This is a genomic window from Streptomyces sp. WAC03905 (assembly GCF_057371075.1).
On the sequence record NZ_JBXYDZ010000003.1, the window covers coordinates 3,168,167 to 3,192,684 of the forward strand.

Annotated in this window: 23 protein-coding genes and 1 pseudogene; 12 read left to right on the forward strand and 12 right to left on the reverse strand. The window is 72.0% G+C overall.

What is annotated here, in order from left to right:
- Positions 1-200: 200 nt before the first annotated feature.
- The 3 genes and pseudogenes from AC2RP6_RS16620 to AC2RP6_RS16630 form a co-directional block, all read right to left on the reverse strand.
- On the reverse strand, positions 201-1,109 hold the full coding sequence (locus tag AC2RP6_RS16620; protein WP_486450357.1) for an N-acetylneuraminate synthase family protein: 909 nt from the start codon (positions 1,107-1,109) through the stop codon (positions 201-203).
- A 420-nt stretch (positions 1,110-1,529) separates the two neighbouring features.
- Positions 1,530-1,895: pseudogene (locus tag AC2RP6_RS16625) on the reverse strand (acylneuraminate cytidylyltransferase family protein); the annotation flags it as partial.
- Positions 1,892-3,298 carry a DUF6716 putative glycosyltransferase gene (locus AC2RP6_RS16630; RefSeq protein ID WP_486446923.1) on the reverse strand — a complete coding sequence of 469 codons (1,407 nt, stop codon included), beginning with the start codon at positions 3,296-3,298 and terminating at the stop codon, positions 1,892-1,894. The pseudogene AC2RP6_RS16625 and the gene AC2RP6_RS16630, both read right to left, overlap by 4 nt.
- 176 nt (positions 3,299-3,474) lie before the next feature.
- Between AC2RP6_RS16630 and AC2RP6_RS16635 the strand changes: the two genes are divergently transcribed.
- Positions 3,475-4,455: a glycosyltransferase family 2 protein gene (locus AC2RP6_RS16635; RefSeq protein WP_486446924.1), complete on the forward strand. Its 981-nt coding sequence runs from the start codon at positions 3,475-3,477 to the stop codon at positions 4,453-4,455.
- A complete protein-coding gene (locus AC2RP6_RS16640; RefSeq protein ID WP_486446925.1) occupies positions 4,455-5,789 on the forward strand; it encodes a polysialyltransferase family glycosyltransferase in 1,335 nt (444 codons plus the stop codon). The genes AC2RP6_RS16635 and AC2RP6_RS16640 overlap by 1 nt, the downstream gene beginning before the upstream one ends.
- 22 nt (positions 5,790-5,811) lie before the next feature.
- On the opposite strand, the gene leuE is transcribed toward AC2RP6_RS16640, so the two are convergent.
- On the reverse strand, positions 5,812-6,462 hold the full coding sequence (gene leuE / locus AC2RP6_RS16645; protein ID WP_486446926.1) for a leucine efflux protein LeuE: 651 nt from the start codon (positions 6,460-6,462) through the stop codon (positions 5,812-5,814).
- 45 nt (positions 6,463-6,507) lie between these two features.
- Positions 6,508-8,088 (reverse strand): acyl-CoA mutase large subunit family protein, encoded by a 1,581-nt coding sequence (locus AC2RP6_RS16650; RefSeq protein WP_486446927.1) that lies wholly within the window; start codon positions 8,086-8,088, stop codon positions 6,508-6,510.
- A gap of 179 nt (positions 8,089-8,267) precedes the next feature.
- Between AC2RP6_RS16650 and AC2RP6_RS16655 the strand changes: the two genes are divergently transcribed.
- Positions 8,268-9,146: a L,D-transpeptidase family protein gene (locus AC2RP6_RS16655; RefSeq protein ID WP_486444426.1), complete on the forward strand. Its 879-nt coding sequence runs from the start codon at positions 8,268-8,270 to the stop codon at positions 9,144-9,146.
- A 332-nt stretch (positions 9,147-9,478) separates the two neighbouring features.
- Here the strand turns inward: AC2RP6_RS16655 and AC2RP6_RS16660 are convergent, their stop codons facing one another.
- Together AC2RP6_RS16660 and AC2RP6_RS16665 are read right to left on the reverse strand one after the other, a co-directional pair.
- Complete coding sequence (locus AC2RP6_RS16660) at positions 9,479-10,015, reverse strand: hypothetical protein (protein WP_486446928.1); 537 nt, start codon at positions 10,013-10,015, stop codon at positions 9,479-9,481.
- Between the two features lie 496 nt (positions 10,016-10,511).
- A complete protein-coding gene (locus AC2RP6_RS16665; RefSeq protein WP_486450358.1) occupies positions 10,512-11,264 on the reverse strand; it encodes an RNA polymerase sigma factor in 753 nt (250 codons plus the stop codon).
- Positions 11,265-11,642: 378 nt separating this feature from the next.
- Between AC2RP6_RS16665 and AC2RP6_RS16670 the strand changes: the two genes are divergently transcribed.
- The 5 genes from AC2RP6_RS16670 to AC2RP6_RS16690 all read left to right on the forward strand — a co-directional run bounded on the left by AC2RP6_RS16670 (position 11,643) and on the right by AC2RP6_RS16690 (position 15,781).
- Positions 11,643-12,215: a 2-oxo-4-hydroxy-4-carboxy-5-ureidoimidazoline decarboxylase gene (locus AC2RP6_RS16670; protein WP_486450359.1), complete on the forward strand. Its 573-nt coding sequence runs from the start codon at positions 11,643-11,645 to the stop codon at positions 12,213-12,215.
- 152 nt (positions 12,216-12,367) lie between these two features.
- Positions 12,368-12,748, forward strand: a complete 381-nt coding sequence (sdhC, locus tag AC2RP6_RS16675) for a succinate dehydrogenase, cytochrome b556 subunit (protein WP_078628202.1) — start codon at positions 12,368-12,370, stop codon at positions 12,746-12,748.
- 5 nt (positions 12,749-12,753) lie between these two features.
- Positions 12,754-13,236, forward strand: a complete 483-nt coding sequence (locus AC2RP6_RS16680) for a succinate dehydrogenase hydrophobic membrane anchor subunit (RefSeq protein ID WP_486446929.1) — start codon at positions 12,754-12,756, stop codon at positions 13,234-13,236.
- Between the two features lie 23 nt (positions 13,237-13,259).
- Positions 13,260-15,014 (forward strand): succinate dehydrogenase flavoprotein subunit, encoded by a 1,755-nt coding sequence (gene sdhA, locus AC2RP6_RS16685; protein ID WP_486446930.1) that lies wholly within the window; start codon positions 13,260-13,262, stop codon positions 15,012-15,014.
- Positions 15,014-15,781, forward strand: coding sequence for a succinate dehydrogenase iron-sulfur subunit (locus AC2RP6_RS16690; RefSeq protein WP_486446931.1), 768 nt, complete (start codon positions 15,014-15,016; stop codon positions 15,779-15,781). The genes sdhA and AC2RP6_RS16690 overlap by 1 nt, the downstream gene beginning before the upstream one ends.
- 83 nt (positions 15,782-15,864) lie before the next feature.
- Here AC2RP6_RS16690 and AC2RP6_RS16695 read toward each other — a convergent pair whose 3' ends face one another.
- The gene (locus tag AC2RP6_RS16695) at positions 15,865-18,288 is read right to left on the reverse strand and encodes a DUF4132 domain-containing protein (protein WP_486446932.1); all 2,424 of its coding nucleotides are present in this window, start codon (positions 18,286-18,288) and stop codon (positions 15,865-15,867) included.
- Positions 18,288-18,680, reverse strand: a complete 393-nt coding sequence (locus AC2RP6_RS16700; protein WP_486446933.1) for a hypothetical protein — start codon at positions 18,678-18,680, stop codon at positions 18,288-18,290. The genes AC2RP6_RS16695 and AC2RP6_RS16700 overlap by 1 nt, the downstream gene beginning before the upstream one ends.
- Before the next feature lie 147 nt (positions 18,681-18,827).
- Here AC2RP6_RS16700 and AC2RP6_RS16705 point away from each other — a divergent pair, with 147 nt between their 5' ends.
- The 4 genes from AC2RP6_RS16705 to AC2RP6_RS16720 all read left to right on the forward strand — a co-directional run bounded on the left by AC2RP6_RS16705 (position 18,828) and on the right by AC2RP6_RS16720 (position 21,110).
- The gene (locus tag AC2RP6_RS16705; protein WP_486446934.1) at positions 18,828-19,379 is read left to right on the forward strand and encodes a hypothetical protein; all 552 of its coding nucleotides are present in this window, start codon (positions 18,828-18,830) and stop codon (positions 19,377-19,379) included.
- 157 nt (positions 19,380-19,536) lie between these two features.
- Positions 19,537-19,941 (forward strand): hypothetical protein, encoded by a 405-nt coding sequence (locus AC2RP6_RS16710; protein WP_486446935.1) that lies wholly within the window; start codon positions 19,537-19,539, stop codon positions 19,939-19,941.
- Between the two features lie 3 nt (positions 19,942-19,944).
- Positions 19,945-20,370: a thiol-disulfide oxidoreductase DCC family protein gene (locus AC2RP6_RS16715; RefSeq protein ID WP_486446936.1), complete on the forward strand. Its 426-nt coding sequence runs from the start codon at positions 19,945-19,947 to the stop codon at positions 20,368-20,370.
- 11 nt (positions 20,371-20,381) lie between these two features.
- A complete protein-coding gene (locus tag AC2RP6_RS16720; protein ID WP_486446937.1) occupies positions 20,382-21,110 on the forward strand; it encodes a TetR/AcrR family transcriptional regulator in 729 nt (242 codons plus the stop codon).
- A gap of 7 nt (positions 21,111-21,117) precedes the next feature.
- Here AC2RP6_RS16720 and AC2RP6_RS16725 read toward each other — a convergent pair whose 3' ends face one another.
- The 3 genes from AC2RP6_RS16725 to AC2RP6_RS16735 form a co-directional block, all read right to left on the reverse strand.
- Positions 21,118-22,674: an ABC transporter substrate-binding protein gene (locus tag AC2RP6_RS16725; RefSeq protein WP_486446938.1), complete on the reverse strand. Its 1,557-nt coding sequence runs from the start codon at positions 22,672-22,674 to the stop codon at positions 21,118-21,120.
- Positions 22,675-22,797: 123 nt separating this feature from the next.
- Positions 22,798-24,159 carry a metallophosphoesterase gene (locus AC2RP6_RS16730; protein WP_486446939.1) on the reverse strand — a complete coding sequence of 454 codons (1,362 nt, stop codon included), beginning with the start codon at positions 24,157-24,159 and terminating at the stop codon, positions 22,798-22,800.
- Positions 24,156-24,425, reverse strand: coding sequence for an SCO4848 family membrane protein (locus AC2RP6_RS16735; RefSeq protein ID WP_486446940.1), 270 nt, complete (start codon positions 24,423-24,425; stop codon positions 24,156-24,158). Before AC2RP6_RS16735 ends, AC2RP6_RS16730 begins: the two co-directional genes overlap by 4 nt.
- Between the last annotated feature and the right edge of the window lie 93 nt (positions 24,426-24,518).

The following is a 24,518-nucleotide window of genomic DNA, read 5'->3' on the forward strand; positions in this document are numbered from 1 at the left end:
TTGTCGTGGGGTGGGGAAGGCCCCGGACGTCCGTGCCTAGGTCCTGTCGTCAAAGTGGCGCCGGTCAGGCCCGCGGTGTCCGGTGCCGTGCATCGCAAGGCGGAGGGTCGCCCGAGTACTGGACGTACGTGGGCGCCCCGACAACGCGGCGAGGTGCGGTGCCGGACGCCGCGGGCCAGGTGCAACTTTGACGACAGGGCCTAGACGGCTGCCAGCTCGCCGCGGACGCGGCGGAGCTTCTTCATGGGGCCGAGCTCGGACTCGTAGACCCGCTTGATGCCGTCGCCGAGGGCGGTCTCGATGGTGCGGATGTCGCGGACCAGGCGGGCGAGGCCGCCGGGCTCGACGGAGGCGGCCTGGTCGGAGCCCCACATCGCGCGGTCGAGGGTGATGTGGCGTTCGACGAAGGTGGCGCCGAGGGCGACGGCGGCGAGGGTGGTCTGCAGGCCCGTCTCGTGGCCGGAGTAGCCGATCGGGACGTTCGGGTACTCGTCGCGCAGGGTGTTGATGACCCGCAGGTTGAGCTCCTCGGCTTTGGCCGGGTACGTCGAAGTGGCGTGGCAGAGGAGGATGTTGGCGCTGCCGAGCACCTCCACCGCGTGGCGGATCTGCTGCGGGGTGGACATGCCGGTCGACAGCACGACGGTGCGGCCGGTGGCGCGCAGGGCGCGCAGCAGTTCGTCGTCGGTGAGGGAGGCGGAGGCCACCTTGTGGGCGGGGACGTCGAACTTCTCCAGGAAGGCGACGGCCTCGGTGTCCCACGGCGAGGCGAACCAGTCGATGCCCCGCCTGGCGCAGTGCTCGTCGATGGCCCGGTACTCGTCCTCACCGAACTCGACGCGGTGGCGGTAGTCGATGTAGGTCATCCGGCCCCAGGGGGTGTCGCGCTCGATGTCCCACTGGTCGCGCGGGGTGCAGATCTCCGGGGTGCGCTTCTGGAACTTCACGGCGTCGCAGCCCGCTTCGGCGGCGGCGTCGATGAGGGCGAAGGCGTTGCCGAGGTCGCCGTTGTGGTTGATGCCGATCTCGCCGACGACGTAGACGGGGCGGCCGGGACCGGCGGTGCGCGCTCCGAAGGCGCGCAGGCGCGGGTCGGGGAGGGAGGTCATGGCAGGGGGCGTCCTTCGGTGCGGGGGTGTACGGGGTGTGGGCTGCGGCTCGGGGTGCGGGGCGGTGTCCGCGCCGGGCCGCGGGTCGGCCGGTGCGCCGGGGCGCGGGTCGAGCAGCGGGGCGAGCAGCCGGGCGCGGTCCAGGTCGTGCGGGTCGTCGATCTCCAGGACCCGGGCGGGGTCGGTGGGGACGGGCAGGGTGCGGCCGAAGAAGCGGTGGCGGGCGGTGCGGAAGCCGGCGGCGTCCATGGCGTAGGCGGCGCCGGTCTCCAGCAGGTCCCGCGGCCGGTCCTGGCGGCGGGGCCGGTGGGCGGGGTCGTGGTTGACCCCGGTCCCGGAGCCGTCGGGGTCCTCGCGCCAGAGGAAGCCGTGGAAGGGGGCCACGGTCAGGGCCGAGTCGGCGGCGCCGGTGGCGACGGCCACGGCGACCGACTCGACGTCGGAGGCCGTGAGGAAGGGGCTGGTGCACTGGACGAGGAGGACCACGTCCACGGTGAGGGAGTGCAGTTCCTCGAAGGTGGCGAGCGCGTGCAGGACGGCGGCCTCGCTGCTGGCGGTGTCGCCGGAGAGGGCGGTGGGGCGGGCGATCACGTCGGCGCCCGCGGCGCGGGCGGCCCCGGCGATGTCCTCCGAGTCGGTGGAGACGACGACGTCGGTGACGGTCGGCGCGGCCCGGCAGGCGAGGACGGCGCGGGCGACGAGCGGGGTGCCGCGGACGTCGGCGAGGTTCTTGCCGGGGACGCCCTTGGAACCGCCGCGGGCGGGGACGACGGCGAGGACCCTCACAGCTCCCCCAGCCTGCGGATCACCGGGGCGACGCGCTGCACCCCGTGCCGGTACGCCCCGCGGGCGGCCTCGCGCAGGTGGGCGCGGAGCCGGCGGCGCAGCCGGGACTGCCCCGCCTCCTGCCGGGCGGCGCCGGGCAGGGGGCGTCCGTCGGGTGCGAGTCGGTGCCGGGCGAGGATGCCGGGGAGGTATCCGGGGGCGGTGGTGAGCGTGTAGTGGGGCGCGGGCGAGGGCAGTCGGGCGGCGGCGAGCAGCCCGGCGACCTTGGCCCGGGCGACGGCGTAGGCGTCGGCACCGGCATCGGCATCGGCGGCCGTCCCGGGCGCGGCCTGCGGGACCGGTCCGCTCGGGCCCGGAGCCGCAGTCGGGCCCGGAGCCGCGGTCGGGTCCGGGAGGCCGGTCGGCCGTACGCCGTGGGCGGCCAGCCAGACCGGGTCGCCCTCGGGCAGCAGCCCGGAGTCGAGCTGGTCCCACGAGGCCAGGCAGCCGGAGCCGAGGAAGTGGTGGTTGCCGAGCGTCTCGCGGATGCCGAGGTCGGTGAGGACCGCCGTCGGGATGGAGCGGTGCAGGGACTCCAGGGCGGCCGTGGAGGAGACGGTGACCAGCAGGTCGGTGCCGTCGAGGACCTCGCTCATGTTCCCGTACACCAGTCGGCAGTTGGCGGGCAGTCCGCCCGGCACGCGCTCGGCGAGCCGCTGGTAGGGCTGTTCCTCCAGGTGCGTGGTGTGCTCACCGGGCCTGCTGCGCAGCTTGATCAGCACCTCCCGGTCGGGGTGCTTGCGGGCGTGCCGGGCGGCACGTTCCAGCAGGTAGGCGCGGTCGGCCCGGTTGTCGGGCACGGAGGGCTGCACGGCGAAGACCACCGTGTGGGCCCGGCTCCCGGCCGGCTCGTACGGCGCTCCGCCGAGGAAGGGCAGCGCGGTCTCGGTGACGGCGCCGGCGTCCGCTCCGACCCCCTCGTACACGGCGCGGAAGCGCTCCGCGTCGTGGCGGGAGTTGGCGAGGACGAGGTCGGCCCCGTGCCGCAGCAGCAGCCCGTCGGCGAGCTTCTCGTAGACGACCCCGACGTAGCCGGTGACGAGTACGGGGCGCCTGGCGGGGGCCGGCCACAGGGCGCGGGCGCCGTGCAGGACGGCCTGGACGGCCCCTCCGACGAGCGCGAGGACGACCACGTCGTAGTGCTCGCGTTCGATCTCGGCGAGGAAGTCGGCGCAGGTCACCTCGGCCAGCCGGTCGGCCCGCTCCCCCACCTCGCCGAGCTGGCGCGCGGTGGGCGTGGCACGGCCGCGCAGCAGGTATCCGGTGAGCTCGGGGTCGGGCACGAGACGGCGGGCGGTCGAGGCGCCCCATTTCCATCTCGTGTCGGAATCGGCGAGTACGGCGACGCGTTTGCGTTCTGGCACGCGGCAAAAGCTATTCCGCAAATTCGGTGATCGGCCCAACGAGTGCGCAACAGCGGGTTAACAAAACGTCGACTGAATGCGAAAGCGCACGGGTTAACCCGTCCGCCCCGCGCCGTTCACATGAAGTCCGCATCCGGGCCACAGTGAATGCCGGGCGGCGTCCTAATGTCTCGCGGGTGCCCAAGCTCTCTGTTGTCGTGCCGTTCTACAACGTGCAGACATACGCACCGGACGCCCTGAAGAGTCTCGAACTGAACGCCCGGGAGGATTTCGAGTTCCTGCTCGTCGACGACTGCTCCACGGACGGCACGCCCGACCTGCTGGAACGGGCGGCGCGCGAGCTGCCCGGCGCGGTGCACCTCAGACACGGGCGCAACGGCGGCCTGGCCACCGCGCGGAACACCGGGCTGGACGCGGCCCGCGGCGAGTACCTCGCCTTCCTGGACGGGGACGACTGGCTGGCGCCCGGCCACCTGGCCCGGATGCTGGCTGCCATAGAGGCTCTGAGCTGCGATTTCATCCGGACCGACCATGTGCGGTGCACGGGCCGGACGCGCAGCGTGCAGCGCGTCCCGTTCGGTCCGCAGTCCGTGGTGGCCGATCCGCGCGGCGCCATCCTGCCCGCCGACCGGGCGACCTCGGTGGACTATCCGTACGCCTGGGCCGGCATGTACCACCGGCGGCTGCTGGACCGCGGACTGCTGCACTTCACCGACGGGCTGCGCACGGCGGAGGACCGGCCGTGGATCTGGCGGCTGCACCGGCAGGCGGAGTCCTTCGCCGCGGTCGGCCTGCCCGGGGTCTTCTACCGGCGCGGGGTTTCCACGTCGTTGACGCAGATCAAGGACGAACGGCAGCTCGATTTCATCCGGGCATTCGACCAGGTACTCGCCGAGGTCGCCACCGACCCCGAATCCGATCTCCTGCTCCCCAAATCTGTCCGAACGTATTGCGCAATCATCGCGCACCATTTCGGGTCCGTGGAAAGGTACGAACCGGCAGTGGCCAAGAAACTCCGCCTCATGAGCGCGGCCGCGCTCGGCCGCATGCCCCAGGACGTGCTGGACCAGGTGCTGGACACGATGGACGCCGAGCGCTCCACGGTTCTGCGGCGGCTGCGCGGCAGCCGCCGCACCCCGTCGGGGGCGACCGCCTGATGCTCACGCAGATCTTCCTGGCCTCCACCCTCTACGGTGCGGCCACGCTCGCGGCGGGCGTCGACGCGGGCTGCTTCCCGCCCGCGGACCGCCGGATCCTGCTGACCAGCAACCACGCCGTCACCGCCGAGGTGAGCCCGGGGGTGGCGGGCATGCCGGGTTTCGCCGCCCTGCGCACCCGCTTCGACGAGGTGCTGGACTGGAACGCGGTGATCGCGCCGCAGCACCCGAGCAGCTGGGCCCCGCGCGCCGAGGACGTCCCGATCTGGGAGCGGCAGCTGCGCACGCTGTGGGGCCTCGGCGAAGACCGGGTCGAGCTGATCGTGGAGTCCCTGCAGGTACCCCCGGCGCAATCCCTGTGCCGGCTCTTCCCGGGCGCGGCCGTCGACGTCTACGCCGACGGGCTGATGAGCTACGGCCCCACCCGCTTCCGCCTCGACCCGCAGCTCGGGATGCGCGTACGGCGGGTGCTGCACCTGGATCTGGTGCCCGGCCTGGAGCCGCTGCTGCTGACGGAGTTCGGGGCGCGACGGGAGCTGGTGCCCACGGAGTCCTTCCTGAAGGTCCTCGCGGAACTCCCCCCGGACGGCGCGGAGCCGGCCGGCGTCGGTGGGTCCCCGGCCCTGCTGCTGGGGCAGTACCTGTCGGCGCTCGACCTGATGACCGCGGACGAGGAGGAGGAGCTGCACGCCTCGATGGTCCGGGGCGCCGTCGCGCTCGGCCACCGGGAGCTGGTCTTCAAGCCCCACCCCGGCGCGCCGGCCGAGTACGCCGGCCGGGCCGCGGCGGAGGCCGAACGGCTCGGCGCCCGGCTCACCGTGACGAGCACCCCGGTGCTCGCCGAGATCCTCTACCGGCGGCTGCGCCCGGCGCTGGTCGTCGGCTGCTTCTCCACGGGCCTGCTGACCGCCGCGACGCTGTACGGGCTGCCCGTCGCGCGCACCGGCACCGGTGACGTGCTGGCCCGCCTGACCCCGTACCAGAACAGCAACCGGGTGCCGCTGGCGCTGGTGGACTCGCTGCTGCCGGACCTGGCGGACCCAGAGGCGGTCCGCGCGTGGACGCCCGCTTCCGTCGGGCGGGCGGCGCCGGAGCGGGCCGGGCTGCTGACGGCGGTCGGGTTCACCATGCAGCCGCAGATCCTGGCCGCGCGCCGGGCCGCGGCCGAGGCGTACCTCGCCGCACATCTGACGCCCGCGACCTGGCGGTACTTCACCCGGCGCCGGCTGACGACGCTGGGCCTGCCCGGCGGCATCCCCGCCCAGCTGTCGTTCCTGCCGCGCAGCCGGACGGTGCGGCGCATGGCCCGGACCCTGCGCCGCGTCCTCACCTGACGCGGCCCCGGGCCGAACGGTCTCAGCTCGCGGCCAGCTTGGCCGCGAAGCCGAGGAACAGCACACCCGCAGCCGAGGTGGCCCCGGCCGACAGCCGCTTGCGGCGGCGGAAGGCCTCCGACAGGCGGGTGCCGCCGAAGATCAGCAGCGTCAGGTAGAGGAAGCTGCCGGTCTGCAGCAGTCCGCCGAGCACCAGGAACGACAGCGCCGGGTAGGCGTAGGAGGGGTCCACGAACTGCACGAAGAAGGACATCAGGAAGAGGATGGCCTTCGGGTTGAGGAGGCTGATCAGCAGGGCGCGGCGGTAGGGCCGCTCGTTCTCGGCCGGGTCGGCGGGGCCCGCGGCCCGCGCCTCGTCCCGCTCCCGGCGCGTGCGCCACAGCGCCCAGGCCCCCCGCATCATCCCGACGGCCAGCCAGGCCAGGTAGCCGGCGCCGAGGAACTTCACCACGGTGAAGACCAGCGGGCTCGCGCGGAGCAGCGCCCCGGCGCCCACGGCGGTCAGCGCCATCAGCACGGCGTCGCCGGTGAACACCCCGGCGGCGGCCTTGTAGCCCGTGCGCACCCCGCGGCGGGCGGCGACGGACAGCACGTAGAGCGAGTTCGGTCCCGGCAACAGAATGATCAGGACGAGGCCGGCGAGGTACGTCGGCAGATCGGTGACACCCAGCATGGGCAGGAGTGTCCCATGAGGACGCACCTGACGGTCCAGGGGGTTTCACCATGTGGACCCGGTGGGTTCGTACGTCCCCCAGACCTCCCGCAGCGCCCCGCACACCTCGCCCACCGTGGCGCGGGCGCGCAGCGCCTCCTTCATCGGGTACAGCACGTTCTCCGTGCCCGCGGCCGCCTGCCGCAGGGCCCCGAGCGCCGCCGTCACCGCCGTCCCGTCGCGCTCCGCGCGCAGCCGCGCCAGCGCCGCGCACTGCCGTTCCTCGATCGCCGGGTCCACGCGCAGCGGCTCGTACGGCTCCTCGCGCTCCAGCGCGAAGCGGTTGACCCCGACCACGACCCGCTCCCCGCTGTCGGTCTCCCGCGCGATGCGGTAGGCGTTCCGCTCGATCTCCGCCTTCTGGAAGCCGGCCTCGATGGCGGCCACGGCCCCGCCCCGTTCCTCGACCCGCCGCATCAGGTCCAGGGCCGCCGCCTCCAGGTCGTCCGTCATCCGCTCCACCGCGTACGACCCGGCGAAGGGGTCCACGGTGTGGGTGACGTCCGTCTCGTGGGCGAGGACCTGCTGGGTGCGCAGCGCGAGGCGGGCCGACTTCTCCGTGGGCAGCGCGATGGCCTCGTCGAAGGAGTTGGTGTGCAGTGACTGCGTGCCGCCCAGGACGGCGGCGAGCGCCTGCACGGCGACGCGTACGAGGTTCAGCTCGGGCTGCTGCGCGGTGAGCTGGACGCCGGCGGTCTGGGTGTGGAAGCGCAGCATCATCGACTTCGGGTCCCGCGCCCCGAACTCCTCCCGCATGACGCGGGCCCAGATCCGCCGGGCCGCGCGGAACTTCGCGACCTCCTCCAGCAGGGTGGTGCGGGCGACGAAGAAGAAGGAGAGGCGGGGCGCGAACGCGTCGACCGCCATCCCGGCCGCCAGGGCCGTACGGACGTAGGCGATGCCGTCGGCGAGGGTGAAGGCGACCTCCTGCGCGGGGGAGGCTCCCGCTTCGGCCATGTGGTAGCCGGAGATGGAGATGGTGTTCCACCGGGGGATCTCGGCCCGGCAGTAGCGGAAGGTGTCGGCGGTCAGCCTGAGCGAGGGGCCGGGCGGGAAGATGTACGTCCCCCGGGCGATGTACTCCTTCAGGACGTCGTTCTGGATCGTCCCCGTCAGCTGTGTGCCCGCGATGCCCTGTTCCTCCGCGACCAGCTGGTAGAGGAGCAGGAGCAGCGCCGCGGGTGCGTTGATCGTCATGGAGGTGGAGACCCGGTCGAGGGGGATCCCGTCGAACAGCGTCCGCATGTCGTCGAGCGAGTCGACGGCGACCCCGACCTTGCCGACTTCGCCGTGGGCGAGGGGTGCGTCGGAGTCGTGTCCCATCTGGGTGGGCAGGTCGAAGGCGACGGACAGTCCGGTGCCGCCGCCCGCGATGAGCTGCCGGTAGCGGGCGTTGGACTCGGTGGCGGTACCGAAGCCGGCGTACTGCCGCATCGTCCACGGCCGCCCGGTGTACATGTTCGGATAAATCCCCCGGGTGTATGGGAAGTCCCCTGGTGCACCCAATTGGACCTCGGGGTCCCATTCCGTCAGATCGCCCGGCCCGTAGACAGGTTCGACCGGGATTCCGCTCTCCGTGCTTGCCATGTGACGAAGTCCTCCGTAGAGCAACCGGGCCCGGGGCTGGTACAACCGTGCCCGCGCGTCGCTTCGTAAGGCTGCGGACGGTTGCTGGTCACAATGGCGCAACATCCCGGGACCCTGTGCAACTCTCCACGCGCGCCAGGCATCACCTAGATACACGACGTAGAAACCGGGGGACTGCAATGCAGCGCCAGAGAGCCATAATCCGCACGATCGGGGTTGCCACCGCCGTCGCGCTCGCCGCGACCGCCTGCGGTCCGCAGAAGACGGAGTCCTCCGGCTCCTCCTCCGCGGCACCGTCATCGCCCACGGCGGGCGCCACCCCCGAAGCCTCTCCGTCCACCGACAACAAGCCCGGCGAGCCCTCGGCCTCGGCGTCGGCGTCCGCCTCCGCCTCCGCTTCCGCGTCGGCCTCCCCTTCGCCCTCGGTGAAGCAGATCATGGCCAACGGCGACGAGAGCGAGCAGGTCCGCGAGCTCCAGGCCCGCCTCAAGCAGCTCAAGCTGATGACGGTGGCGCCGACCGGCTTCTACGGGTCGAAGACCACGGCCGCGGTGAAGTCCTTCCAGGCGAAGAACGGTCTGGACGCGACCGGCGGCGTCGACGAGAAGACCTGGAAGAAGATCCAGAGCTCCAGCAAGAAGCCCACCGCCGAAGAGCTGCGCCCGCCGACCACCAACGAGGTCGCCGCGCCGGACCCGCGCTGCATGACGGGCCGCGTCATGTGCATCAGCAAGGAGAGCCGCACGCTCGCCTGGATGATCGACGGCAAGGTCGTCTCCACGATGGACGTGCGCTTCGGCTCGGAGAACACCCCGACCCGCGAGGGCGTGTTCAACGTGGGCTGGAAGGCCAAGGAGTGGACGTCGACGATCTACCACACGCCGATGCCGTACGCGATGTTCTTCAGCGGCGGCCAGGCGGTGCACTACTCCGCGGACTTCGCGGCCCGCGGCTACGCCGGCGCCTCGCACGGCTGCGTGAACGTCCGGGACAAGGGCAAGCTGTCGAAGCTCTTCGACGACGTCCAGGTCGGCGACAAGGTCGTCGTCTACTGGTGAGCCCGCGCCGGGTGATCCCCGGGGCCCGCGGGCCGGGCCCCGACCGCACGACCGGCCACCGGCCGGAGGAACACATCAGGCCGTCCCTTTCGCGCCGCCCCCGGCGGGGTGCTGCGAAACGGACGGCCTGTTCCGTTGACCGGGTCGAGGTGGTGGACCGGGTCGAAGTAAAGGGCGCGGGCAGGGCCGGGGGAACGTGCCCCGCCCGCGCCGGTTGCGCAGAGCCCAGGGGTACGGGGGGAACCCCGGCTCATGCGCGGCCGATGACCAGTCGGCTCGATAGGTACTGCGCCAGGGGTTCGAAAAGTGTTACAGGCAGGTCGGCACGGGTGTCAGCGGCCCACGCGCAGCGGCGTGGAGCCCTGCGGGACGGCCGGCGACAGGGACGGCGCCCGGAGCGCCCCGCCCCCCATCGGGGCGTCGCGGCGCTTGGTTCCGTCGGACTCCCCGTCCAGCACCGAGGCGCAGTAGGCGGGGATCCGCAGGAGCCCGTCGGCCAGCCGCGTGAGCCGCTCGCGCCGGTCGTCGTTGAGGCGGCCCTTGCGGTACTCCTGGCAGAGGTCCGCCTTGAGCCGGCTGTCCTGCTCGCGCTGGCGGTCCTTGCCGAGTTCCCCGGTGCCCAGGGTGTCGCGCCCGGCCTCCCGGTCGCCGGGGCCGCCGCGGTCGTCCGGGGTGTCCTTGCCCGCGCCGCCGCCGGTCGTGGCGGTGCCCGTGGAGGCGTCGGGGCCCTGCGCGGTGCCGGGCGCCGTGGGCACGTCCGGGCCCGGTGACGGCGCGACGGGGGCGAACGCCGGGTTCGATCCGTCCGGCAGCGGGGTGGGGCGCAGCTTCGGGGTGAGGGTCGGGGCGCTGGTACCGACGCCCGGCACCGGGCTCTCGCCGGCACTGACGGACGTCGCCGGCCCGGTCCCGCGGTGTCGTGGCGGGACCGGTCCAGCAGCCCGGCGCCGGCCGCGGCGGCCAGGCCGCCGGCGGCGACGCTCGCGAGGGCGGCGGCCAGGCCGAGGCTCACGGTGCGGGCACGCCGTCGGGCCGGTGCGGGCACGGGGACGACCCGGCCGAGGTCGATCAGGGGTTCACCGGAGCCTTCGGCCGCGGACGGCCGGGGGACGGGGCGGACGTCGGCGGGGCGCGCCGCGCCGCGCGCCGCGCGGTAGGCGTCCACCGCCACGCCCTCGCCGGGCAGTTCCGTGCCCGGGGGCGCCGGCGCCGCCATCGCGGCCAGGGAGTCCAGGGCGGCCCGCAACCGGGCGGCCTCCATCGCGGCACGCGTGTCGGCGGCGGGCCCCACAGGTTCCGTCGGTCCGCCGCGCAGGAATGCTTCCGCCGCGGCCTCGTCCAGCCACCTGTCGCGCTCGTCGGCCATCACATGTCCTTCTGCGTCCGCCAACGTGAATGCGTCACACCGGTTTGTTCTGCGTAGCTGCCGCCCCGGCCACGCTGTGCGGGTACGGCGTCGAGATCCCTCCCGCCCCCGCCGTCCCACGCATGGCCTTCGGCATTATGGCCGACCGTGACGCCCGCCTTGGCGCCGGTGCCCGGACCGGCTTCGAAGCCGCCGTCCGCACCCTGTGCGGCGAGCAGTTCCGCCAGCTTCTTCAGGCCGCGGTGCGCGGCGGTGCGTACGGCTCCGGGCCGCTTGCCCAGGGTCTCGGCCGCGCTCTTGGCGTCGAGGCCGACCACGACGCGCAGGACGACGGCCTCGGCCTGGTCCTGGGGCAGCTGGGCTATGAGCGCCATGGTGCGCCCGGTGTCGAGGGACTCCATCGCCGCGCCGGCGGTGTCGCACTCGGCGGCCCAGCCCGTCAGCTCGGTGTCGTCGCCGCCGATGGCGGGCCGGCGTCCGCGCATGCGTATGTGGTCCAGGGCCCGGTTGCGGGCGATCCGGGCCGCCCAGCCGCGGAAGCGGTCGGCGTCACCGGTGAAGGAGTCGAGGTCGCGGGCTATCTGCAACCAGGCCTCCGAGGTCACGTCCTCGGCGTCGCCGTCCCCGACGAGCGTGCGTACGTAACCGAGCAGGCGTGGGTGCACGGCGCGGTACACAGCACGGAACGCGTTCTCGTCGCCGTCCTGTGCCGCGAGCACCGCGGCGGTCAGCTCCGCGTCGTCCCCCAGCAAAGTCCCCAACCCGTTCACTGTCCTGTACGTGTGGCGCAAATCAGCACGTTACGGCTTTCAAGCACCTTCGTCCACGAGTGATACAACGTGCAACCAGTCCTGCGCGGAGCGAGGTGTGACACAAAACGCACCCGCGGCGCTGACAGGGGTACGGGCTTGTCGCACGAGCCCGTGACGGATGGCGGCCGGGGCCTCTCCTGTGGGGGGTGGCGGCCTCGGTCGCCCTCCCCCTTCCGGGCATCCCACCATGCCTGTCCGTGGCGCTCACGTCATCCTTTCGGCTCACTTCCGGGTGAAATCCCGGCATGGGTACGACACACCCTGCCCTGCGTCGATAGCGTTGCGGCACACCCGCGCCACGCCCCGAGGAGCCCCCCGCTGTCCAGCCACCTTCCGGCACAGGCCCGCGGCCGCTCCGACCCCGACCCCGACCGCGGACCCGGACTGGCACGGTTCAACGCCCTGCCCCCCGAGGAGGCCCGGGCGGTCCTCCTGCGCTGCTGCGGAAGCGCCCGCTGGGCGCACCGGGTGGCGGCGCACCGGCCCTACCCCGACGCCGGCGCCCTGCTCGCCGCGGCGGACGAGGCCAGTTACGACCTCTCACAGGCCGACCTGACCGAAGCGCTCGCCACCGAGCACTCGGCCGAGCTGGGCCACGGGGCCCCGTACTCCGCGCTGCTGGCGCTCGACGCCGCCCACGCGGAGTACGAACGGAAGTTCGGCCACGCCTTCGTGATCTGCCTCGACGGGCACCCGCCGGAGGAGCGGGCCGACCGGCTGCTGGGGGAGATCCGCCGGCGGATGGGGCACGAGGTGGACGAGGAGCGCTCGCTCTCCGCGGACGAGCTGCGCCGTCTCGCGCAGGCCCGGCTGCTGGACGCGACGCGCTGGCTGACCCGCTCCGACGGGACACCTACGGCTGAAATCGGGCTATTCGCCCCTGTGGGATAGCCCGTACGTGCCTGTTTGATCACACAGCCGGACCCCGCGCGAGGGAACCGACAACTCGTCGCTACGATGTCCGGGGCCGGTGGACCGTACCCGGCCGGGCCCGACCGACAAAGAAGCCGGCTGGCCCCCGCCCCGCTTCCGGAGGGTTTTCCGTGCCGGCTGGAACGTTGTACCGCGGCCGGGAAGGAATGTGGTCCTGGGTGGCTCATCGAGTCACCGGCGTCCTCATCTTCTTCTTCCTGTTCGTACACGTCCTCGACACCGCTCTCGTCCGCGTCTCCCCCGAGGCGTACGACGATGTCGTGGCTACCTATAAGACTCCGATCGTCGCGCTGCTGGAGTACGGCCTCGTCGCCGCCATCCTGTTCCACGCGCTCAACGGTCTCCGTGTCATCGCCGTGGACTTCTGGTCCAAGGGCCCGCGCCACCAGAAGACGATGCTCTGGTGGGTCGTGGGCATCTGGGTCGTGCTGATGGTCGGGGCTCTCTACCCCGTGCTCGGCCACGCGGCCGCTGAACTGTTCGGGAAGTGACGCGCATGTCCTCTGACACTTCTTCCCCCAAGGCGATCGGCGACGTGGAGGGCGTTTCCCTCTACGACGTGGACAACCCCGCGCCCTACATCGAGGCGCCGCGCAAGCGCACGGGCAAGACGCCCCGCTCGACCCGCGGCAACTTCGAGATGGTCGCGTGGCTCTTCATGCGCCTCTCGGGCATCGTGCTCGTCGTCCTCGTCATCGGTCACCTGCTGATCCAGCTGGTGCTCGACGGCGGCGTCTCCAAGATCGGCTTCGCCTTCGTGGCCGGCCGCTGGGCGTCCCCGTTCTGGCAGGTCTGGGACCTGCTGATGCTGTGGCTGGCGATGCTGCACGGCGCCAACGGCCTGCGTACCGTCATCAACGACTACGCGGAGCGTGCCAACACGCGGCTGTGGCTGAAGGGCCTGCTCTACACCGCCACGGTGTTCACCATCCTTCTGGGCACGCTGGTGATCTTCACCTTCGACCCGAACATCCGCTAGGCAACGGGGCTGAGGCGAAACCAATGAAGATCCACAAGTACGACACCGTCATCGTCGGCGCAGGTGGCGCCGGCATGCGCGCCGCCATCGAGTCGACGAAGCGCAGCCGCACCGCGGTGCTGACGAAGCTCTACCCCACCCGCTCCCACACGGGCGCCGCGCAGGGCGGCATGGCCGCCGCGCTGGCGAACGTGGAGGAGGACAACTGGGAGTGGCACACCTTCGACACGGTCAAGGGCGGTGACTACCTGGTCGACCAGGACGCCGCCGAGATCCTGGCGAAGGAGGCCATCGACGCCGTCCTCGACCTGGAGAAGATGGGCCTGCCGTTCAACCGCACCCCGGACGGCACCATCGACCAGCGCCGCTTCGGCGGGCACTCCCGCAACCACGGCGAGGCGCCGGTCCGCCGGTCCTGCTACGCCGCGGACCGCACCGGTCACATGATCCTCCAGACGCTGTACCAGAACTGCGTCAAGGAGGGCGTGGAGTTCTTCAACGAGTTCTACGTCCTGGACCAGCTCCTGGTCGAGGAGGACGGCGTCAAGAAGTCGGCCGGTGTGGTCGCGTACGAGCTCGCCACCGGCGAGATCCACGTGTTCCAGGCCAAGGCCGTCATCTACGCCTCCGGCGGCACCGGCAAGTTCTTCAAGGTGACCTCCAACGCGCACACCCTCACGGGTGACGGCCAGGCGGCCTGCTACCGCCGCGGCCTGCCGCTGGAGGACATGGAGTTCTTCCAGTTCCACCCGACGGGCATCTGGCGCATGGGCATCCTGCTGACGGAGGGCGCCCGCGGTGAGGGCGGCATCCTCCGCAACAAGGACGGCGAGCGCTTCATGGAGAAGTACGCGCCGGTCATGAAGGACCTCGCGTCCCGTGACGTCGTCTCGCGCTCCATCTACACCGAGATCCGTGAGGGCCGCGGCTGCGGTCCGGCCGGTGACCACGTGTACCTGGACCTGACGCACCTCCCGCCGGAGCAGCTCGACGCGAAGCTCCCGGACATCACCGAGTTCGCGCGCACCTACCTGGGCATCGAGCCGTACACGGACCCGATCCCGATCCAGCCCACCGCGCACTACGCCATGGGCGGCATCCCGACGAACGTCGAGGGTGAGGTACTGGCCGACAACACCACCGTCGTCCCGGGCCTGTACGCGGCCGGCGAGGTCGCGTGCGTGTCGGTGCACGGCGCGAACCGCCTGGGCACCAACTCGCTGCTGGACATCAACGTCTTCGGCAAGCGTTCCGGCATCGCAGCCGCCAAGTACTCGCAGGAGAACGACTTCGTCGAGCTCCCCGAGAACCCGGCGCAGCAGGTGGCCGACCTGGTCGAGCACCTGCGCAACTCCACGGGCAACGAGCGGGTCGCCGACCTGCGTCTGGAGCTCCAGGAGACGATGGACGCGAACGTGATGGTGTTCCGCACGGAGCAGACCATCAAGACCGCGGTCGAGAAGATCGCGGAGCTGCGCGAGCGCTACAAGAACGTGTCCGTCCAGGACAAGGGCAAGCGCTTCAACACGGACCTGCTGGAGGCCATCGAGCTGGGCAACCTGCTCGACCTGGCCGAGGTCATGGCCGTGTCCGCCCTGGCGCGCAAGGAATCCCGCGGTGGTCACTACCGCGAGGACTACCCGAACCGCGACGACGTCAACTTCATGCGCCACACCATGGCGTACCGCGAGGTCGGAGCCGACGGCTCGGACTCGGTCCGGCTCGACTACAAGCCGGTCGTCACGACCCGCTACCAGCCGATGGAGCGTAAGTACTGATGGCTACCCCGACCCTGTCCAAGACGGACCAGATGGAAGAGGCGGCCGCGGCCTCCCCGTACATCACGGTCACCTTCCGGATCCGCCGCTTCAACCCCGAGATCTCGGACGAGTCGCAGTGGCAGGACTTCCAGATCGAGATCGACCCGAAGGAGCGCGTGCTCGACGGTCTCCACAAGATCAAGTGGGACCTGGACGGCACGCTGACCTTCCGCCGCTCGTGCGCGCACGGCATCTGCGGCTCGGACGCGATGCGGATCAACGGCAAGAACAGGCTCGCCTGCAAGACGCTGATCAAGGACATCAACCCCGAGAAGCCGATCACCGTCGAGGCCATCAAGGGCCTCACGGTGATGAAGGACCTCGTGGTCGACATGGAGCCCTTCTTCCAGGCTTACCGGGACGTCATGCCGTTCCTGGTCACCAAGGGCAACGAGCCGACGCGCGAGCGCCTGCAGTCCGCCGAGGACCGCGAGCGCTTCGACGACACCACCAAGTGCATCCTGTGCGCCGCGTGCACGTCCTCGTGCCCGGTGTTCTGGAACGACGGCCAGTACTTCGGCCCGGCGGCGATCGTCAACGCGCACCGCTTCATCTTCGACTCGCGTGACGAGGCCGGCGAGCAGCGGCTGGAGATCCTGAACGACAAGGACGGCGTGTGGCGCTGCCGCACGACCTTCAACTGCACCGACGCGTGCCCGCGCGGCATCGAGGTCACCAAGGCGATCCAGGAAGTCAAGCGTGCGCTGATCACGCGCCGCTTCTGACCTCCCGGTCCCTGCCTGTACGAGGGCCCCGCTCCCGGTCCGTCCGGGGGCGGGGCCCTCGCGCGTCGCGGGCGGCGTCGCCGTCAGCGGCGGCCGAGCTGACTGGTGATCGTCGGGTCGGTGATCTCCGTGTCCTTCGCGAGGAGCATCGCCTTGGAGAGGATGACGGCGAGGGTGCGGTCCCCCTCGAAGGGCAGGTAGCCCGGCTCGGCGGCGGGGCCGCCCGCGCCGCCGGGCACGATGCACAGGTACTGGTCGTTCGGCGACATCAGGATGTTCCCCGAGCCGAGATGGATCTTGTAGGTGTGCAGCTCGCCGCGGACGTGCAGGAACCGGCCCTCCACCGTGCAGCGGTCCGCAATGGCCAGGCGCGGCACCAGCCGCTCCAGCAGGGCCCGCCGGGTCTCGGCGCTCTGGCCCAGCTCGCCGAAGCCGTAGGACGTCCAGTAGTCCCGGAAGCGGCCCTGCGGCCCGCCGTCGGACCAGGTCGGGTCGTTGCCGACGCTGGCCACGCCGACGAACAGGTCCACGTCGCGCAGCACCTCGCTCAGCACCGCCTCCGGTATCTGCGCCAGCGGCAGCGGGCCGTCCTTGCGGCGGCGGCGCCCCGCCCGGGGCCACGCCGCGTAGCCGCCGCCGTAGGAGCTCGCCCAGTTCTGCGGGGCGTCGATCGGATAGAACCGCACCTGGTCGGTGCGCAGCCGCAGGTAGGTGCCCGAGTCGGTGGTGTCGATGCCGTACTCGTGCCCCTCGCCCTCGATCCAGTACTCGGCCCGCAGGCCCCACTGGGGCAGTTCGCGGGTGGCGGGCGGGGCGGAGTCGTCCACGCACAGGCGGAGCCTGTTGTGCCAGCCCCGCGCCGCGGCCAGGGAGTTGAACTGGTGCTGGCGCAGCACGTGCGCGGCGAACCGGTTGGAGTACGTCCGCGTCCTGCGTTCGGCGTCGGTCAGCAGGTACACCTCCCGGTGGGCCTGCTTGAAGGGCTGGGTCACGGCGTACCGCTCCAGCCATTCCCGCCAGGCGAGCACCTCGGCGGGCTCCCGGCCGACGGGGTGCCACAGCTCGACGGCGGCGCCGTCGGTGACGGCGGTGCCCGCCAGCGTGCGCAGGGCCCCGTCCGCGAAGCAGACGGGCGTCCCGTCCACCCTCCAGATCAGCCGCCGGGCCAGCGTGCCCACCAGCGGGTGGTCGAGGTACCGCTCGCGCCACTGCCCGTACGTCCACCGGCGGCGGGCGAGGAACAGCCGGTCCAGCCGCTCGGACTGCGCCGACAGCGACTTGTCGATGTCCTTGACCAGGCCCTTGAGCTCCTTCAGCTCCTCGGCGTGGTCCCGGCGCACAGCGGCCGGCGCGGACTTGACCGGTTTTGCGGCGGCGTTGCGCCAGAGCAGCGCCGCCCTGGTCCCGCGAACGGCCAGCTCCGCGGTGGCCTCCCCCAGGCGGAAGACGGCGCTTCCCACCTCCGTGAGCCCGTACGCGGGCACGGCCAGCTCCTCGATCTCCTCGCGGCTCAGCCCGAGCGCGGTGGCCCGCTCCTCCAGCGCCGCGTCGATGAGCTTGAGGGTGCCCTTGTAGGTGACCCGGGTACCGAGCCGGGCCAGTTCGGCCAGGGCGGCCTCCCCGTCCGCCCCGGCCAGTGCGCCGACCGCCGCGTTGGCCACCTTGGGGCTGCGCGGGCCGAGCCCGGCGGCCTTGCGCAGCGAGGTCTCCACGAGCGTGCCGAGGGCGCGCACCGTGTCGGGGTGCGCGGGGAGCAGGGCGAGGAGCCGGACCAGGCCGCGCAGGGCGTTGGCGTTGTAGGGGTCGAAGGAGGCGTTGACGTCCGGCTCGTACTCCGCCCGGTCCAGCTCGAAGGTGCGGGGCCGCCCGACGAGGGCGAGCACCGGCAGCACGGCCTCGCGCACGGTGTCGGCCCCGAGGCCCTCGACGAGCGCCCGGCCGCGCTTCTCCCAGGCGGCGGAGGGCCGGGCGGCCTTGGCGGTCAGTGCGTGCGCGAGCACCTCGTGCAGGCGGCCGTCCTGCATGGCCCGCTCCGCCCACGGCTCGCCCACGTTGAGCACGGGGTCGGTGAACCGCCCGGCGAAGCGGACGATGTCCTGGCCGGCGTACGCGCTCACGGCGGTGCGCCGGACCGTCGCGATCACGGCGGGCGAGAGCGTCCGGCCGGCGGCGGCCTCCGCCTCGACGAGGCTCTCGCAGCGGTGCCCGTACCAGAAGGAGTGGGCGCGGCCGAGTACGTCGAGCTGCGCGGCCCGTTCCGCGGCCAGCGGCAGCCCGTCCAGACCCCGGCCGACCAGCGCGGTCAGGGTGAGCAGCACGAGCCGGACCGCTTCGGTGTCGCCGCCCCGCCGGTGGCGGTCGGCGAACTCCTGCACCAGCAGGCGCCGTTCCTCGGCCGGGAGTTCCGCCACCGCGGCGAGCTGCTGCCCGACCGCGGGGTGGTGGAAGGTGCAGTCCGCCACCCGGCGCACCAGCCGGTCCGCCGTGACCGTGACGTGCCCGGACATCAGCCACCCACCAGTGCGACGAGCTTGAGGAAGGTGACCTCGGTGCCGAGCGTGAGGTCGATCTCCTCGTCCAGGCCGGTGATCTGACGGTCTCCCACCAGGACCAGGAAGCCGTTGCGCTCGAAGGCCCGCAGCGCCAGGGCGGTCTGCTTCTCCGGATCGATGCGGCGCGGTGTCCGCAGCGCGTACCCGTTGAGGGTCCGCTCGGCGCCCTCCGGCTGCACCAGCCCCTGGAACACCTCGGGCCGCCGGGCATGGTACTCCGCGACCTCCTGGAACACCCTGCGCCGGATCAGCTCGCGCAGGGCGAGCCGTTCCTCGGCGATCTCAAGTCCCCAGCCGTCACCACGGCCTCCGGCGGTCGTCTCGTCGACGAAGGTCACCATTCCCATGCCGTCGACCGTAGGACGGACCACTGACAACGCGCCCCGGGGCGCGGGGAGCGCGGCTGCGGACCGACGGCGCGTCAGTCCCCGGGGTGCCGGCGGACTGCGTGACCCCGGGTACGGGGCGGGGGTGCCTGTGGAAGGATCGGCCGCATGAGCGAGCAGCAGCCGAACCCGTACACGAGCGATCCCGCCGGTCAGGGCGGTCAGCCCGGGGCGCCCGGCCAGGGCGACTACAAGTGGGGGCCCGGTGAGGCCAGTTACGGATACCCCCAGCCCTACCCGGCGGCGCCGGCCTACCAGCCGACCATCGGCGGCGCGGGCATCCCCGCCCCCGGCGGTTACCCGGCCGCGCCGATCGGCGGCGCCGGCTTCGCCCTCGGCGACATCACCGTCGCCGGCGACCAGATCATCACCCCGTCGGGCGCGATGCCGCTCAGGGGCGCGATGTGGAACGCGACGGACTTCTCGCGCACCGAGGAGAAGATCCCGCCGCACGCGATCGTGCTGGCGATCGTCTTCTTCCTCTTCTGCCTGCTCGGCCTGCTCTTCCTCCTGATGAAGGAGAAGACCACCACCGGCTACATCCAGGTCACCGTGACCAGCGGCGGCCGCCACCACTCCACGATGATCCCGGCGGTGGACGCGAACACCTACCACTGGGTGATGTCGCAGCTGGGCCACGCACGCGCGCTCAGCATGTGAGTCCCACCCGCGTCGCTTCGGGCCCCGGCCGCACGGCCGGGGCCCGCGTGCGTTCCGGGGCTCCCACGGGGTGCGCGACGTCGCTTGAACTTGTTCAAAAAAGCCTCTAGAGTCATCGACGTCAGAGCATTTGAACACGTTCAAGGGGGCTGGGGCTATGGACCTCACCGTGGTCACGTACGTCATCTACCTGCTCATCAGCATCGCCCTCACCGTCTGGGTGGCCCGTACGCTCAGCCGCAACGGCCGCGTCTTCATCGGGGACGTCCTCCAGGGCAACGAGAAGCTCGCGGACGCCGTCAACCAGCTGCTCGTGGTCGGCTTCTACCTCGTCAACATCGGGTTCGTGACCCTCTACCTGCGCTCCAGCGAGGAGATCGCCACCGCCCGCGCCCTCTTCGAGGCGCTCTCGGTCAAGCTCGGCGTCGTCCTGCTGGTCCTCGGCGTCATGCACCTCGGCAACGTGTGGGTCCTGAACAGGATGCGCCGCCGCGGCATCATGGAGCGTCAGCAGACCCCGCCCGTCGCCCCGCAGGGGTGGACCGCTCCGCTCGGGGCCTGAGCCGTGGCGCCCACCGGAGCCGTACGGCACCTGACCGTCCTCTACGACGCCGACTGCCCGCTCTGCGTGCACATCCGGCACTGGCTGCTCGCGCAGCCCCGGCTCCTCCCGATCACCCTGGTCCCCGCCGCGTCCTGGGAGGCGCGGCGGCGGTTCCCCAGGCTCGACCACGCCTCGACGCTCAAGGAGATCACCGTCGTCGGGGACTCCGGGCAGGTGTGGACCGGAACGGACGCCTTCATCGTGTGCCTGTGGGCACTGGCCGACCACCGGCCGAAGGCGAACTGGCTGGCGACACCGGCCGGCCGCCCGTTCGCCCGGGCCGCGATGTTCACGGCCTCCGCCTGGCGGCAGGCCGTGCGCGCCGAAGGGCAGCCCGGGCCGGTCGAGGGACCGGCCTGTGACGACCAGTGCCCCGTCCCCCGATAGGCTCATACACCGTGACTGATCAGAAGGCTCCCAAGAGCGAGCAGACCCGCACGCTCATCCTCGAAACCGCGCTCCGCCTCTTCCAGGAGCGCGGCTTCGACAAGACGACCATGCGGGGCATCGCGAAGGAAGCCGGTGTCTCGGTCGGCAACGCCTACTACTACTTCGAGTCGAAGGAACACCTGGTCCAGGGCTTCTACGACCGGATCAGCGCCGCCCACCAGGCGGCGGTCCGGCCCATCCTGGACAGCGAGACCGATCTGCAGAAGCGGCTCGCGGGCGTGCTGACGAGCTGGCTGGACATCGGCGCCCCGTACCACGAGTTCGCCTCGCAGTTCTTCAAGAACGCGGCCGACCCCGAGAGCCCGCTCAGCCCCTTCTCACCGGAGTCGGAGCCGGCGCGCAAGGCCGCGATCGACATCCACCGCGAGGTGCTGGCGGGCGCGAAGACCAAGGTGCCGGCCGAGCTGGCCGACGTACTGCCGGAGCTGATGTGGCTCTCGCAGATGGGCCTGGTCCTGTACTGGGTCTTCGACCGCTCCCCCGACAGCGAGAAGTCGCGGCGGCTCGCGGAGCGCGGCGCGCAGCTCACGACGCGGGGCATCGTCCTGGCCCGCTTCCGCGTGCTGCGGCCGCTGGTGCGCGAGGTCCATGAACTGTTCGCGGACTTCCTGCCGGGCATGGCCCAGACGGCGGCCGGCCGGCGCAAGGCCTCCGACCCGCATCCGAAGGCCGATTAGGCACTTCCTACAGCCAGTTGAGTTCCCACAGGCGCCACACACCGGTGCCGTCGGAGAGGTTCTGGGCACCGGTGACGGCCTCGCGGGACATCACGTAGTCCTTCTTCTGCCAGATGGGCACCATCGGGGCCTGCTGGGCCACCAGCTTCTGCAGGTCGCGGAAGTCGGACGAGGCGTCGGCGCGCTCCGAGTGGGACTGGGTACGGGTGATCAGCTCGTCCACGTGCTTGTCGGAGAAGCCGCTGTTCATCGAGGAGTCGGCGCCGACCAGCGGGGCGAGGAAGTTGTCCGCGTCCGGGAAGTCCGCGATCCACCCGATCGTGTAGGCGTCGAACTCACCCGCCGCGTAACCCTTCTGGAAGTCGTTCCACTCCTCCACCGGCTTGAGGGTCACCTGGAAGAGGCCGCCGGCCTCCAGCTGCCGCTTGATCTCCTCGGCCTCCGGCAGGTTCGCACCGCGTACGTTCACCCCGAGCTTCAGGTGCACCGGACCGTTGATCCCGGCGTCCTTGAGGAGCTTCTTGGCGGTGGCCCCGTTGGGTGTCGGGTAGGCGTCGAAGAACGGGGTGCTGTGGCCGGCGATGCCCGCCGGGACCAGGGAGTACAGCGGGGTGACGGTGCCCCGGTAAACGTCGGCGGCGACCTTGGTGCGGTCCAGCACGGCGGCGACGGCCTGGCGGACGGCGAGCGGGGCGGCGGCGGAGCCGGGGCGGACGTTGAAGACGATCGAGCGGGTCTCGCTGCCTCCGGAGGCCTGGTAACGGGTGTCCTTCATCCCGGGGTTGAGGCCGGCGAGTACCGCGGGCGGCATCTCCCGGTGGGCGACCTCGACCTGGCGGCTTTTCCATGCCTGGTCGAGCTGCTCCGAGTCCTTGAAGTACTTGACCGTGACGGCCGCCCGGGCGGGCTTGCCCTGCCCCTTGTAGGAGGCGTTGGGCTTCAGCTCCGCGCTCGCACCGGCCTTGTAGGCGCCCAGCGTGTACGGACCGGAGCCGTCGACCCTGCCGTCCTCGCGCAGGGACTTCGCCGGGTACGTGTCCTTGTCGACGATCGAGGCGGCACCCGTCGCGATCTTGAAGGGGAAGGTGGCGTCACCGGCGGACAGGGTGAAGGTGACCTTGCGGCCCTCGGCCCTGACCGACTCCAGGGTGTTGAAGAGCGGGGCCGGTCCCTGGTCGGAGTTGATCGCCTTGATGCGGTCGAAGGAGTGCTTGACGTCCTCGGCGGTGATCGCCCGGCCGCCGGCGAACTTCAGGTCGGGGCGCAGCTCGCACTGGTAGGTGGTGAGCTTCTGGCCGACGAACCCGCAGGAGGAGGCGGCGTCCGGCACGGGCGCGTCGGAGCCGGGCCTGATGGTCAGCAGCGACTGGTAGACGTTGCTGAACAGCGCCCAGGAGCCCGCGTCGTACGCCCCGGCGGGGTCGAGGGAGGAGACCACGTCACTGGTCCCGACGCGGATGGCGCCGTGGCCGCCGCCGTCCGACGGCAGCAACTGCCAGGCGCCGACACCGGCCGTGCCGAGGACCAGCCCGGCCGCGATGATCTTCCAGCGGACAGACCGCATCCCGTGAACCCCACCCCTTGTCCCGGAGACAGCGACCCGCTGTCCGATTAACGGATATCCCATCACGGAATATCAGCCACCGGAAGATCGGTTCGCAGTCGGCCGGTTGACGGTTGGGGCGGGTCAGGCCTGGTATGAGGCGAGTTCGACGACGGTGATGTCGGACGGCGCGCCGACGCGGACCGGCGGCCCCCAGGCGCCCGCCCCGCGCGAGACGTAGAGCTGGGTGTCGCCGTAGCGCTCCAGCCCGGCGACGGTGGGGTTGGCGAGTTCGGCGAGGAAGTTGCCCGGCCAGAGCTGGCCGCCGTGGGTGTGGCCGGAGAGCTGCAGGTCGACGCCGTGCCGGACGGCGTCGTGGATGACCACCGGCTGGTGGGCGAGGAGTACGGCGGCCCGGCTCCGGTCGCGGTCGCCGAGGGCGGCCCGGAAGTCGGGGCCGCTCCCCTCCCGCTCCCCCTGGACGTCGTTCACGCCCGCGAGGTCGAAGTGCGGCAGGGCGCGGCGGGCGTTCTCCAGCGGGGTCAGGCCGAGCTCGCGGACGTGCTCGACCCACTGCTCGGCGCCGGAGAAGTACTCGTGGTTGCCGGTGACGAAGAAGGAGCCGTGGCGGGCGGTCAGTCCGCGCAGCGGTTCCGCCGCCGGCCCCAGGTCGGGGACGCTGCCGTCGACGAGGTCGCCGACGATGGCGATCAGGTCGGGCTGGGTGCGGTTGACCGTGTCGACGACGCACTGGGCGTGGGCGCGGCCGAGCACGGGGCCGAGGTGGACGTCGCTGACGACGGCGATCCGGAAGCCGTGCGCCGCGCGCGGCAGCTTGGCCAGGGGGACCTGGACGCGCCGCACGCTCGGCCCGCGCAGCACCCCGTACGTGCCGCCGGCGACGGTGCCGAGGGCGACGGCGGCGGCCGCGCCGCCGACCGTGCGTGCGACGAAGGTGCGCCGGCTGAGCCCGGCGCCGCCCGGTGCCGCCGGGGCCGGGCCGCGGGCCGCGCCGTCCGCGGCGAGCACCGCGCCGGACTCCGCGGCGGAGCCGGCGGGGGACGACGGTGCGGTGGCGGTGGCCGGGCCGGAGTCGGGGGCGCCGACGGTGGTCGCGGAAGGTGCGGCGGGAGACGCCGCAGGGGGCGGCGTGGAGGGTGCCGCTACCGCCCGGGAGGGGTCGCGGTGGGCCAGACGGCGGAGCAACAGCGCGCGGATCGGCTCCGCGACCAGCATCGTCAGGGTCAGGTACAGGAGCACCGCGAGCCAGAGGTACCCAGGCCAGGACACCGTCTGCTGGAACCAGAACGGGGCCCCGGCCCGGCCCGCGGTCAGGGCGGCCACCGACAGGAGGGGCAGGGCGATGGTCAACGCGGTGCCGACGCGGCGGGGCGGGCCACCGGGGGCGGTGGTGTCACGGACCAGCCGGATCCACAGCCAGCGGTGCACCGCGACCAGCAGCGCGACGACGGCCAGTGCGATCAGCGCGAAGAGTACGACGGTCATGCCGCGCCGTCCTCTGCTCCGGAACGTGATCCGCGCCGCAGGGCCAGGACCGCACGCAACCCGATCACGCCGACCGCCGTCCCCAGGAGAAAGGACGTCACGGCGAGCGTCAGGTGGACCCAGAAGTAGGCAGTGGGGTCGCCCGCCGTGTCGAAGGCCAGGCCACTGCCGTTCTTCCACAGGTTCCGGACGAAAGACACCCAGATGAACCAGGTCCACACTCCGAAGGCGAGCAGGAACCAGGAAGCGGCACGGCTGAGTTTCATGTCCTCAGTATCGGTTTCGTCGCCGGGACGGACGCGCCGGGGTGGGCTGTCCCGGGGGTGGTTGCCGCGAAATGGCCGGTCCGCGACGCCATC